The 13,108-nt window shown below is 66.5% G+C and carries 9 protein-coding genes; 7 read left to right on the forward strand and 2 right to left on the reverse strand.

Annotation, left to right across the window (positions count from 1 at the left end; genetic code table 11):
- Positions 1 to 39: 39 nt before the first annotated feature.
- Entirely contained in the window at positions 40 to 2,451 is a 2,412-nt protein-coding gene (locus VHN57_RS19980) for a ligase-associated DNA damage response DEXH box helicase (protein WP_278985147.1), read from the reverse strand.
- Positions 2,452 to 2,614: 163 nt separating this feature from the next.
- On the opposite strand from VHN57_RS19980, the gene VHN57_RS19985 reads away from it, so the two are divergent.
- From VHN57_RS19985 to VHN57_RS20000, 4 genes are all read left to right on the forward strand, one after another.
- Entirely contained in the window at positions 2,615 to 4,972 is a 2,358-nt protein-coding gene (locus VHN57_RS19985) for an arylsulfatase (RefSeq protein WP_278985150.1), read from the forward strand.
- 202 nt (positions 4,973 to 5,174) lie between these two features.
- Positions 5,175 to 6,515: a cystathionine gamma-synthase family protein gene (locus VHN57_RS19990; RefSeq protein WP_278985153.1), complete on the forward strand. Its 1,341-nt coding sequence runs from the start codon at positions 5,175 to 5,177 to the stop codon at positions 6,513 to 6,515.
- Positions 6,515 to 7,447 (forward strand): 2-hydroxyacid dehydrogenase, encoded by a 933-nt coding sequence (locus tag VHN57_RS19995; RefSeq protein WP_278985156.1) that lies wholly within the window; start codon positions 6,515 to 6,517, stop codon positions 7,445 to 7,447. The genes VHN57_RS19990 and VHN57_RS19995 overlap by 1 nt, the downstream gene beginning before the upstream one ends.
- Positions 7,448 to 7,514: 67 nt before the next feature.
- Positions 7,515 to 9,368 carry an AsmA family protein gene (locus VHN57_RS20000; protein ID WP_278985158.1) on the forward strand — a complete coding sequence of 618 codons (1,854 nt, stop codon included), beginning with the start codon at positions 7,515 to 7,517 and terminating at the stop codon, positions 9,366 to 9,368.
- A gap of 4 nt (positions 9,369 to 9,372) precedes the next feature.
- Here the strand turns inward: VHN57_RS20000 and VHN57_RS20005 are convergent, their stop codons facing one another.
- Positions 9,373 to 10,047 (reverse strand): HAD family hydrolase, encoded by a 675-nt coding sequence (locus VHN57_RS20005; RefSeq protein WP_201450231.1) that lies wholly within the window; start codon positions 10,045 to 10,047, stop codon positions 9,373 to 9,375.
- Between the two features lie 98 nt (positions 10,048 to 10,145).
- Here VHN57_RS20005 and VHN57_RS20010 point away from each other — a divergent pair, with 98 nt between their 5' ends.
- The 3 genes from VHN57_RS20010 to VHN57_RS20020 are packed head-to-tail and all read left to right on the forward strand — an operon-like array spanning position 10,146 to position 13,099.
- Entirely contained in the window at positions 10,146 to 11,258 is a 1,113-nt protein-coding gene (locus VHN57_RS20010) for an MlaE family ABC transporter permease (RefSeq protein ID WP_278985165.1), read from the forward strand.
- Entirely contained in the window at positions 11,258 to 12,133 is an 876-nt protein-coding gene (locus tag VHN57_RS20015) for an ABC transporter ATP-binding protein (protein WP_004209157.1), read from the forward strand. Before VHN57_RS20010 ends, VHN57_RS20015 begins: the two co-directional genes overlap by 1 nt.
- Before the next feature lie 3 nt (positions 12,134 to 12,136).
- A complete protein-coding gene (locus VHN57_RS20020; protein WP_004209158.1) occupies positions 12,137 to 13,099 on the forward strand; it encodes an MlaD family protein in 963 nt (320 codons plus the stop codon).
- Positions 13,100 to 13,108: the final 9 nt, after the last annotated feature.

Genomic DNA, 13,108 nt, shown 5'->3' on the forward strand with positions numbered 1-13,108 from the left:
CTTCGCTCAGGGCGAACGGTGTTGGGACGGTCGCCCCCCTCAATCCGCGCGCATGGCCTCCGCCACCAGCGCCTCGGCCTCGATCAGCAGCGCGTCCTCGGCATCGCGCTGCGCCACCTGTTCGCGGCCGATCAGGATCAGCAGCGGCACCGCGAGCGGGCTGACCCGGTCGAGCGGCACATGCAGCATGGTCGATGCCGCCCGGTCGATCAGGTCGCCCAGCCGCCCGACATCGGTCATCCGCGCCCGCGCATCGGCCCAGGCGGCCTTGAGCAGCAGATGGTCGGGCTGATATTTGCGCAGCACGTCATAGATGAGGTCGGTGGAGAAGGTGACCTGCCGCCCGGTCTTGCGCTTGCCGGGATGCTGGCGCTCGATCAGGCCGGAAATCACGGCGACATCGCGAAAGGCGCGCTTCAATAGGCTCGACTGCTCGACCCAGTCGACAAATTCATGGTCGAGGATATCGGCGGAAAACAGGCTCTGCGGATCGGTCACGGGCTTTAGCCCATAGACCGCCAGCGCATAATCGTTCGACACGAAGCCCAGCGGCATCAGCCCTTGGCTCTCCATCCGCCGGGTCAGCAACATGCCGAGCGACTGGTGCGCGTTCCAGCCCTCGAAACTGTAGCAGACCATATAATGGCGCCCCTCATGCGGGAAAGTTTCGACCAACAATTGCCCCGGTTGCGGCAGGGCGGAACGGGCGCGCTGCACCTCCAGCCATTCGCGCACATCGTCGGGGAAGCGGTGCCAGGCGTCGGGTTCGGCCAGGAAATGGCGCACCCGGTCGGCCAGCCGCGTCGACATCGCCATGCGGGTGCCGCCCCAGCTGGGGATGCGCGCCGTCTTGCTCGTGGCGCGGACCACCAGGTCGCTGCTGTCCATCCGCACCACCTCCAGCGCCATGCCGGAAAAGAAGAAGCTGTCGCCCGGCCGCAAGGTGGCGGCGAACCCCTCCTCCACCGTGCCGAGCTTGCGCCCATTGGCGAAGCGCACCGCCAGCGCGGGCTGATCGACAATGATGCCGGCATTCATCCGGTGCTGCTGGATGAATTTCGGATGCGACACCCGCCATGTGCCGTCACCCTCTCGCACCAGCCGCTTGAACCGGTCATAGGCGCGCAGCGCATAGCCGCCGCCTTCGATGAAATGCAGCACATGGGCAAAGCCCTCGTCGGTCAGCGCGCTATAGGGGGTGGCGGAGCGGACCTCGGCCAGCAATTCTTCCTCGCGGAACGGCCCGGCACAGGCGATCGCCATCACATGCTGGGCCAGCACGTCGAGCGCGCCGGGGCGGAAATCATCGGCGTCCCGCTCGCCCGCCTCGACCGCGTCCAATGCCGCGCGCGCCTCCAGATATTCGAAGCGATTGCCGGGGATCAATATCGCCTCCGACGCCATGTCGAGCCGGTGATTGGCGCGGCCGATGCGCTGGAGCAGGCGCGAGCTGCCCTTGGGCGCGCCCATCTGGATCACGCAGTCGACATTGCCCCAGTCGACGCCGAGGTCCAGCGAAGCGGTCGCCACCAGCGCGCGCAGCTTGCCCGCCGCCATCGCCGTCTCGACCTTGCGCCGCGCCTCGATCGACAGGCTGCCATGATGGATGGCGATCGGCAGGTTCGCGTCATTGACCGACCATAATTCCTGGAAGATGAGTTCGGCCAGGCCGCGCGTGTTGCAGAAGACGAGCGTGGTCTGCCGCGCGGCGATCTCCGCCATCACCTGGCTCGCGGCATATTTGCCCGAATGGCCCGACCAGGGCACCCGCCCCTCCGGGATCAGGATGGTGACGTCGGGCTCCGCCCCCGCCTCCCCCAGCACCGGCGTCACCGCATCGATATCGCCATCGGGCGCCAGCCAGGCGCGATAGGCATCGACATCGGCCACGGTCGCCGACAGCGCCACCCGGCGCAGGTCCGGGTTGATCGCCTGCAACCGCGCCATCGACAGGTTGAGCAGGTCGCCGCGCTTCTGCGTGGCAAAGGCATGGACCTCATCGACGATGACGGTGCGCAGATGCTCGAACAGCAGCGCCGCGTCGGGATAGCTCAGCAGCAGCGACAGGGATTCGGGCGTGGTCAGCAAAATTTGCGGCGGGCGCACCCGCTGCCGCGCCTTGCGGTCGGACGGCGTGTCGCCGGTGCGCGTCTCCACCCGGATCGGCAGCCCCATTTCCTCGATCGGCGTCAGCAGGTTGCGCCGCACATCGACCGCCAGCGCCTTCAAGGGCGAGACATAGAGGGTGTGCAGCCCATCGGCGGGGTTCGCGATCAGGTCGGCGAGCGTCGGCAGGAAGCCCGCCAGCGTCTTGCCCGCCCCGGTCGGCGCGACCAGCAACGCATGCTCTCCCCGCTGCGCCGCCATGAGCATGTCACTCTGATGCCGCCGCACCCGCCAGCCGCGCGATGCGAACCAGTCGGTGAGGATGGGAGGAAGCGCGGGTGGCATCGAGGGAGATGTAGGGGCTGTGGCGGATGGGGGGAAGTGGTGCATGCGTTCACCCCCCGCATCGGGCATCAAGCACCGGGCATCGGGGGAAACCCCAATAGCCAATATGGCCGCCCCGACTAGGCTTCGTTCCGTCACGTCCATCGCGAACGAGGATAGCAGCATGTCGACCCGCAAGAGCCCGCCCGAACTCAATCGCTATGTCCTGCCGATCCCGGAGCGCGTGCCGCCGCACGACACGCCGATGAACGCCAAGGAGGCGCAGAGCCCGCCGGCCAAGGAGTTTCTGCGCCCGCCGGCCGGCGCCCCCAACGTGCTGATCGTGCTGATCGACGATATGGGTTTTGGCGCCAGCAGCGCCTTTGGCGGCCCCTGCCTCATGCCGACGGCCGAACGAGTCGGGAAGGAGGGCATCCGCTTCACCCGTTTTCACACCACCGCGCTCTGCTCGCCCTCGCGCCAGGCGCTGCTGTGCGGGCGCAATCATCATACGGTGAACATGGGCGGCGTCACCGAAGTGGCGACCGCCATGCCCGGCAATACCGGCCTGCGCCCGGATACCTGCGCGACCGTCGCCCAGATCCTCAAATATAATGGCTACAGCACCGGCGCCTTTGGCAAGATGCACCAGACACCGACCTGGGAAACCAGCCCGTCCGGCCCGTTCGACCATTGGCCGATCGGCGACGGGTTCGAGAAATTCTATGGCTTCCTGGGCGGCGACACCAATCAATATGCCCCGCCACTGGTCGATGGCGTGACCCCGATCGAGCCGCCCAAGACCATCGAGGAAGGCTATCACCTGACCGAGGATCTGGTCGATCAGGTGCTCAACTGGACCGGCTCGCTACAGACCTTCACGCCCGACAAGCCCTGGTTCGCCTATCTCTCCTTCGGCGCCACCCATGCCCCGCACCATGTGCCCAAGGAATGGGTCGACAAGTACAAGGGCAAGTTCGACCATGGCTATAACAAGCAGCGGGAGATCACCTTCGCAAAGCAGAAGGAACTGGGCGTCATCCCCAAGGATGCGGAACTGACGGCGCCGACCGAATGGCTGCCCGAATGGGACGAACTGACCGACGATGATCGCAAGGTTTCCTGCCGCCTGGCCGAAACCTATGCCGCCTTCGCCACCCATACCGACCATCATGTCGGCCGCCTGCTCGACACGCTGGAGGCACGCGGCGTGCTGAAGGACACGCTGGTCATCTATATCATGGGCGACAATGGCGCGTCCGCGGAGGCGGGGCCTTACGGCACCTTCAACGAAATGGCGTACCAGAACAGCATCGGCATGACGACGGCGGACATCCTGCCGCGGCTCGACGAGATTGGCGGCCCCAATTCCTTCAACCATATGCCCTCGGGCTGGGCCCATGCGATGAACGCCCCCTATCAGTGGAGCAAGATCGTCGCGTCCCACTGGGGCGGCACCCGCGTCGGCATGGCGATGCGCTGGCCCGAGAAGATCAAGACCAAGGGCGAGCTGCGCCACCAGTTCCACCATCTGATCGACGTCGCGCCGACCATCCTGGAACTGGCCGGGGTGCCCGAACCCGATTTCGTCAACGGCATCCAGCAAAAGCCGCTGGAAGGCGTCAGCATGGCCTATCTGTTCGACGAGGCCGAGGCGGAGGACCGGCACACGACCCAATATTTCGAGATCGGCTGCAATCGCGGCATCTATCATGACGGCTGGACCGCCATGACGATGCACCGCCTGCCCTGGCCCGACAAGCGCGAGACAGTGGGCGAGATCGAGGATGACATATGGGAACTGTACGGCCCCGACGACTGGACCCAGGCGCATAATATCGCGGACAAGAACCCCGAGATGCTGCGCAAGCTGCAGGACCGCTTCCTGATCGAGGCGACCAAATATAATGTCCTGCCGCTCGACCCGCGCCAGCGCGAACGCTTCGACGCCCGCGTCGCCGGCCGGCCGGACCTGCTCAACGGCCGCACCTCCATGACCTTCCTGCCGGGGATGACCCGGATGAACGAGAATACGGTCCCGAACGTCAAGAACACCAATTTCACCGTCACCGCGAAGGTGGAGCTGGGCGCGGAGCCGGCCAATGGCGCGATCATCGCCCAGGGCGGCAAGTTTGGCGGCTGGAGCTTCTACATGAAGGACGGCGTGCTCGCCTATGCCCATAACTGGGTGGGGCTGGAAACCTTCATCGTGCGCGCGGACGAACCGCTGGGCAAGGGCAGCCACGACCTGCTGCTCGACTTCGCCTATGATGGCGGCGGCGCCGGCAAGGGCGGCACGGTGACCTTCACCGCGAACGGCAAGGCGATCGGCACGGGGCACATCGAAAAAACCGTGCCGGCCATCTTCTCCTTCGACGACTTCATGGACATCGGCCACGACAATGGCGAGCCGGTGGTGGAAGATTATGGCCCGACCGGCGGCACCTTCACCGGCGCGATCGAAATGGTCCGGATCGACCTCAATGGCGAATCCCACCATGACCATGATCTGTCGCTGAAGGCGAAATACGCCAAGCAATAAGGGACGATGCCGGCGCACGGGGACATGCTGCCCCGTGCGCCGATGCCTTTGTCGACCGAGATTCCGTCAATCTCGTTCGAAACAATCATACCCCGACAAGAAAGATTATATCACTCTCCACTGGCCCCCTGCCCCGATCCTGCGTTACACTCCCGCCATCCATGAGCGGCACAGCAGAGGCCGCCAGATGCAGGAGAATGACATGACCGGCGAAACCCCGCCCCCCGTCACCGAAGCCGACCTGACCGGCGTCGAGCCGCCCCATAATCGCCGCCGCCCCAAGGCGCCGATCCTGGAGATTGACGGCCGCAAGCTGAAGCCCGCAACCCTGATGATGGGCCATGGCTATGACCCGACCCTGTCGGAAGGGTCATTGAAACCCCCGATCTTCCTCACCTCCACCTTCGCCTTCGAGAGCGCGGCCGCGGGCAAGCGCCATTTCGAGGGGGTGACCGGCATCCGGCCCGGCGGCGCCGAGGGCCTTGTCTATTCGCGCTTCAACGGACCCAACCAGGAGATCGCCGAGGATCGGCTGTCGGTGTGGGAGGAAGCTGAGGATGCCCTGCTCTTTTCCAGCGGCATGTCGGCGATCGCCACCACCCTGCTCGCGCTGGTGCAGCCGGGCGACGTGATCGTCCATAGCGCGCCCCTTTATGCCGCGACCGAATCGCTGATCGGCCGCATCCTCGGCCGTTTCGGGGTGCAGTGGCTCGATTTCCCCGCCGGCGCGACCGAAGAGGAGATTGGCGCGGTGATCGAGAAGGCCAAGGGGCTGGGCCGCGTCGCCATGCTCTATCTGGAAAGCCCGGCCAATCCGACCAATGTGCTGGTCGATCTGGAGGCGGTGGTCGCGCGCCGCGACGCGCTGTTCGCCGGCGAAGATCATGTCCCGCCGATCGCGATCGACAATACCTTCCTGGGACCGTTGTGGCACCGGCCGATCAACCATGGTGCCGACCTCGTCATCTACAGCCTCACCAAATATGCCGGCGGGCATAGCGATCTGGTCGCGGGCGGCGTGCTCGGCTCCAATGCCCTCATCAACAGCATTCGCCTGATGCGCAACACGATCGGCACGATCCTGGACCCGCACAGCGCCTGGATGCTGTTGCGCAGCCTGGAGACGCTGGAATTGCGGATGAGCCGCGCGGGCGAGAATGCGCAGAAGGTCTGCACCTGGCTGAAGGACCAGCCGCAGGTGGAGAAGGTCGTCTATCTCGGCTTCCCCGAGACCGAGCGGCAGGCCGACATTTATCGCCGCCACTGCACCGGCGCCGGCTCCACCTTCTCGCTCTATCTGAAGGGTGGCGAGGCGGAGGCCTTCGCCTTCCTTGACGCGCTCAAGATCGCCAAGCTGGCGGTGAGTCTGGGTGGCACCGAGACGCTGGCCAGCCATCCCGCCGCGATGACCCATTTGTCGGTGCCGGCCGAGCGCAAGAAGGCGCTGGCGATCGGCGACAATATGGTGCGCATCTCGATCGGCTGCGAGGATGCCGACGATCTGATCGCCGACTTCGCCCAGGCGCTGAAGGCGATAGGATAATGGTCCATCTGCGCCCGGTCATCCTGATCGCCCAGCCCCATCTGGCGCCGCTGCTGCCGATCCTGGCGATGCAATATGACGTCATGGGGCTATGGGAGGAGGCCGGGCGCGCGCGCCTTGCCGAGGCGGAGATAATGGTGACGGCCGGCGAGTTCCGGCTCGATCCCGCCATGCTGGCGGCGATGGGCCGGCTGCGGCTGATCGCCTGCTTCACCGTCGGCTATGACGGGGTGGACCTCGACTGGGCGCGGGCGAACGGCATCGCCGTCAGCCATGCGGGCGACGCCAATGCGGAGGATGTCGCCGACCATGCGATCGGCCTGATCCTGGCCCATCGGCGCCAGATCGTCAGCGGCGACCGGGCCTTGCGCGCGGGCGAATGGCTGCCCGGCGGCAAGACCATCACCCGGTCGATCGCCGGCGCCCGGCTGGGCATCGTCGGCATGGGCAGCATCGGCATCGCCATCGCGGCGCGCGCCGATGTCCTGCGCATGACGACCCGCTGGTGGGGGCCGCGCGACAAGCCCAGCCTTGCCTGGCCGCGCAGCGAGAGTTTGGAGGCGTTAGCAGCGGAGAGCGACATATTGGTGGTCGCGGCGCGGGCGACCGACGACAATCGCGGCATGATCTCCGCCGCGATCATTGATGCGCTTGGCCCCAATGGCCTGCTGGTCAATGTCGCACGCGGGCAGCTGGTGGACGAGGACGCGCTGATCGATGCCCTGCGCGCCGGCCGGCTGGGCGGCGCCGCGCTCGACGTCTATGCGCAGGAACCAACCGATCCGGCGCGCTGGGCCGATGTGCCAAACTGCATCCTCACCCCCCACACCGGCGGCGCGACCGACGCGGCGGTGGCCCAGATGGCGCAGATGCTGCTCGCCAATATCCGCGCCTTCGTGGCGGAGGAACCGCTGCCCAATCGCGTGCTCTGAACCAAGCCGCAACGCCGCGCGTTGAGCGCCGACACGGCCGACCGGGCCGGACGGGAGAGCGACAGGGATGGCCAGCGGGGCGAGACGATGGGTGGTGCGTGGGCTGGTCGGCCTGATCCTGCTTTGCGCGATCCTGCTGCTGGCGCTCGCCGCCTTTCCCTGGGGCTGGATGAAGGGGCCGATCGAGCGCCGCCTGTCCGACCGTATCGGCAAGCCGGTGACGATCGGCGCGATGGCGCGGGAAGACAGCCTGTCCTTCCACCCCGTCGTCACCCTGCGCGACCTGCGCGTGCCGCAACCCGGATGGGTCAGGCCCGCTTTGCCCGACCTGGCCCAGATCGGCGAGATCCGCGCCGGCTTTTCGGTCTGGGGCCTGCTGACCGGCGGGCCGGTGCTGGAGCGGCTGGAAGCGCGGCGCGCCCGGCTCCATTTCTATCGCGATGCGCAGGGCCGCGAGAACTGGAGCGGCGAGCGCAGCAAGGGCAGCGACCGACGCGGCGGCCGTCCGGCGCTGCACAGCCTGATCGTCGCCGACAGCCGCATCGCCTATCGCGACGACAAGCGCGAGCGATCGGTCGATGCCGCGCTGACCGTCGATCCGCGCGGCCTGCGCCTGTCGGGCAGCGGCGATGTGCGTGGCCATGCCGTGATCGTCACCGCGACCGGCGGCCCGATCCTCGACAGCCGGCCGGGCCAGCGCTGGCCGTTCGACGCAGCGATCACCGGCGACGCCGTCGGCTTCACCCTGAAAGGCACGATGGATGGCCCGCTCGACATCGGCCATCTGCGCGGCGAAGCGACCGCCCATGGCACCGACCTCGCCCTGCTCGACGCCATCATCGAGGCCGGCCTGCCCGGCACCCAGCCGGTCCGCCTGACCGCGCGCGTGATACGCGACCGGCCGGACTGGACCGTCGAGGGGCTGAAAGGCACGATCGGCCGTTCCGACATCGCCGGCCACGCGACCATCCGCAAGCGTGACGGCCGCACCCGGATCGACGGCGCGCTCAGCGCCGACCGCTTCGATTTCGACGATCTGGCGAGCAATGCCGGCAAGGCGAAGGCGGCGGCCAAGCGCGCAAGGCTCGGCCCGCGGCTGATCCCCGATACGGCGATCGACCTCGCCACCGTCAATCACACCGACGGGAAGCTCGACCTCAAGGTCCGGCAATTGCTGTGGCCGGGCCCCAGCCCGTTCCGGTCGCTCCATGGCACGATCAGCCTGGAACGCAGCCGGCTGTCGGTCGAACCGCTGACGCTGGGCCTCACACGCGGCACGCTGTCGGGCCGGATCGGCGTCGATCAGCGGAATGGCGGGCCTCTTCTGGATATCGCCATGACAATGCGCAGCGCACGGCTGCTCGATTTCTTCCCCGACGCCCGGATCGACGGCGCCCTGGTCGGCCGGGTCGCGATCAAGGGACGCGGCAGAACCATCCGTCAGGCGCTGGGCACATCGACCGGCACGATCGCGCTGATCGCCCGCGACGGCCGCATCCCGGACCGCACCGCCGCGCTGATGGGGCAAGATGTCGGCCGGGGCCTGACCCTGTCGAAGCGGAAGGAAGCCGTCCTGCGCTGCATCATCACCCGGCTGGATGTGCGCGACGGGATCGCCCGGCCGGGTCCGGTGCTGATCGACACCTCCCGCGCCCAGACCCATGCCACGGGCACGATACGGCTGTCGGACGAGCGGCTGGCGCTGGCGCTGAGCGGCGTGCCCAAGCAGGACAGCCTGTTGCGGCTGAAGGGCAGCGTGCCGGTCGGCGGCACGATCAAGACGCCCGATATTCAGCTGCCCAGGGACGCCCGATCGGCCAAGGGCATAATCGGGATGATCGGCGACGCGATCGGCGGCGAGAAGCAGCCGACCGTGGGCGACGCCGATTGCGATAGCCTCGCCAGCACCGCGATGCGCTGATCCCTTAGCTCCAGTCCACCCGCGTCCAGCCGCGCTCGGCCGCCAGCCTGGCGAGCGGCGGGTGCGGATTGGACGCGAACGCCTCGTCGGCGAATTCCAGCATCGGCGCGTCCGACACATGGTCGGAATAGGCGCGGATATGCGCCTGGCTGCGGTCGATCGCCTCGCCCGCCATCCACGCCTTGATCATCCGCAGCTTGCCGGTGTCATAGCAATTCTCACCGGAAATCTTGGCGCGGACATAGGGCAGATCCTGCCCGACATGGTCGGTCGCGATCACCGTGTCGAAACCCAGCCGCCGCGCGATCGCCTCGACATAGAGGCGATAGGAAGCGGTGGCGAGCACCAGCCGATAGCCCGCCGCGCGGTCCTGCGCGATCTGCTCCAGCGCGCCGGCGCGGACATTCTTCGCCATCACCTTGTCGGCATAGCTTTCGATATGCGGCTGCAGCTTCGCCCGGTCGGCGCGGCCGCCGATCATCAGCCACTGGTTGGTTTCCTTCAGCGTCTGGCGGCTGATCAGCTTCACCACATAGGCCAGCATGACGAAGGGAATGAGCGGCAGGAAGATCAATCGCCAGGGCGCCATATGGGCGGCCACATGGATGAGAAAGCCGGTATAGGTGCCCGAAAAGGTCACCGTGCGGTCCATGTCGTAAATCGCCAGCCTGTATGTCATGCCGTGTCCGAAACTTTTGCCCTTGCCCGTCGTTCTGTCTGGCGGATGGGCCGTTTCGGCTTGCCGCGCAACCGATAATGGACCACTAATCCCTCCACATGAACAAAGCCGCTGATCTCGTTGAGGAAAGCCGCGACGACGGCGGCAAGGTCATACGCCTGTCCGGCACCTGGTCGATCGCCTGTCTGCACGACATGCCGAACCGGCTGGACGCCATTTCCGGCCCCATCGCCTGCATCGACGTCGCCGATATCGACCATATGGACACGATCGGCGCCTGGACCATCCATCGCACCGCCAAGCGGCTGGAGACGGAGGTCTGTGGCGGCAGCACCGACTGCAAGCGACTGATCGGCGCGGTCGGCAAGATCGACGAACCGGTCGATATCCGCCCGACCTATGTCTCCCCCTTCAACCGGGTATTGGGCCAGATCGGCGAGGCGGTGATCAATTCCGTCAACACGCTGGTCGGCCTGCTCGGCTTCTTCGGCGGCGTGCTGGTCACGGTCTGGGGCCTGATCCGTCACCCCAGCCGCTTCCGCATCAACGCCGTGGTCCAGCGGTTCGAGGTGGTCGGCGTCTCGGCGCTGGGCATCATCGGCCTGATGAGCTTCCTGATCGGCATCGTCATCGCCCAGCAGGGCGCGGTCCAGTTGCGCCAGTTTGGCATGGAAATGCTGACCATCAACCTGGTCGGTCGCCTCACCTTCCGCGAACTGGGCGTGCTGATGACCGCGATCATGGTGGCCGGCCGGTCCGGCTCGGCCTTCGCGGCCCAGCTCGGCACGATGAAGCTGACCGAGGAGGTCGACGCGATGCGCACCATCGGCGTGTCGCCGATGGAGGCGCTGGTGCTGCCCCGCACCCTGTCCGTGGTGGTGATGATGCCGCTGCTCGGCTTCTATTCCTCGATCATCGCGATCATCGGCGGCGGCTTCCTGTGCGCCGTGTCGCTCGACATTCCGCCGATCACCTTCGTCCAGCGCCTGCGCGAAGTGGTGCCGATCCACGATCTGTGGGTGGGCCTGATCAAGGCGCCCGTCTTCGGCCTCATCATCGGCATCAGCGGCTGTTTCCAGGGCATGCAGGTCAAGGCCAATGCCGAGGAAGTCGGCCTGCGCACCACGGCGGCCGTGGTCCAGGCGATCTTCCTGGTTATCGTGCTCGATGCTTTCTTCGCCGTCTTCTTCACCTGGGTGGGCTGGAACTGATGACCACCGATGAACGCCAGGCCAAGGAAGAGCGGATCGAACGCGCGGTCGCGTCCGACGACATCGCCATTTCGGTGCGCGGCCTGAAGAACAGCTTCGGCGACCAGACCGTCCATGAAAATCTCGACCTCGACGTGCGCAAGGGCGAGATATTGGGCGTGGTCGGCGGATCGGGCACCGGCAAGTCGGTGCTGATGCGGTCGATCATCGGCCTTCAGGTGCCCGACGAGGGCGAAGTCCATGTCTTTGGCGAGGATATGGTCGGCCGCCTGGACGATGACGAGGCGCTGGCGATCCGCAAGCGCTGGGGCGTGCTGTTCCAGGGCGGCGCGCTCTTCTCGACCCTGACCGTGGCCGAGAATGTCGAAGTGCCGATCCGCGAATATTATCCCAATATCGGCCCGGTGCTGCGCGACGAGATCGCCGCCTACAAGATCCGCATGACCGGCCTGCCGGCCGAGGCCGGCCCCAAATATCCGGCCGAACTGTCGGGCGGCATGAAGAAGCGCGCCGGCCTAGCCCGCGCCCTGGCGCTGGACCCGGACCTCTTATTTCTCGATGAGCCGACCGCCGGCCTCGACCCGATTGGCGCGGCTGCGTTCGACGACCAGACGCGCAAGTTGCAGGAGACGCTGGGCCTCACCGTCTTCCTCATCACCCATGATCTCGACACCCTCTATTCGATCTGCGACCGTGTCGCGGTGCTGGCCGACAAGAAGGTGATCGCGGTCGGGACGATCGACGAATTGCTGGCGCTCGATCACCCCTGGATCCAGGAATATTTCAACGGTCCGCGTGGCCGCGCCGCAACCGCGGCGGTTACGCGCGAACGCGGCAAGGCCGCTGCCGAAAAACAAGCGGACGGAAGGCAATAGGATATGGAAACCCGGTCCAATCATGTGCTGGTCGGCGCGGTCACGCTGCTGCTGCTGGCCGCCATCATGGCGGCGGCCTTCTGGTTCTCGCGCCTGTCACAGGGCGACAACAAGGAATATGACATCTTCTTCAAGCAGTCGGTGAACGGCCTCGCCAAGGGATCGGGCGTCAATTATTCCGGCGTCCCTTCCGGCCAGGTCGAGAAGATCGAACTGTGGAAGCGCGATCCCAGCTTCGTGAAGGTGCGCATTTCGGTGAAGGACGGCACCCCGGTGCTGCAGGGCACGACCGCCACCATCGCCGGCGTGGGCTTCACCGGCGTCAGCGAGATCGTGCTGGACGGCGCGGTCAAGGGCGCGCCGCCGATCCTCTGCCCGGCCGAGAATATCACTTCGGCCTGTCCCGACGGCGTGCCGGTGATCCCAACCAAGCCGGGGGCGCTGGGCGAGCTGCTCAACAATGCGCCGCAGCTGCTGGAACGCCTGTCGACCCTGACCGAGAAGCTCACCGAGCTGCTCAATGACAAGAATCAGCAGTCGATCGCCGGCATCCTCGCCAATCTCGACCGGGTGACCGGATCGCTGGCCGATCGCAGCCCGGAAATCGCCGCCACCCTCGCCGAAGCGCGCATCGCCGTGCAGCGCACCGGCGTTGCCGCGCAGCAGATTGGCGAGCTGGCCGCGACCACCAATGGCCTGATCAATGACGAAGGCCGTCCGCTGATGGCCGACCTGCGCAAGAGCGTGGCCTCCGCCAGCCGCAGCATCGACACGCTCGACAAGACCATCGCCGAAGCGCAGCCGGGCGTGCACGCTTTCAGCAACCAGACCATGCCGGAAGTGAACCGCCTGGTTCGCGACCTGCGTGAAATGTCGCGCGCCTTCCGCGGCGTCGCCGAAAAACTCGACCAGCAGGGCGCGGGCTCGATCGTCGGATCGCCCCAGCTGCCCGACTATAAGCCATGAAAGGGAGCC

The sequence above is a fragment of the Sphingobium salicis subsp. salicis genome (assembly GCF_049472635.1).
In the GTDB taxonomy this organism is placed as follows: domain Bacteria; phylum Pseudomonadota; class Alphaproteobacteria; order Sphingomonadales; family Sphingomonadaceae; genus Sphingobium; species Sphingobium yanoikuyae_A.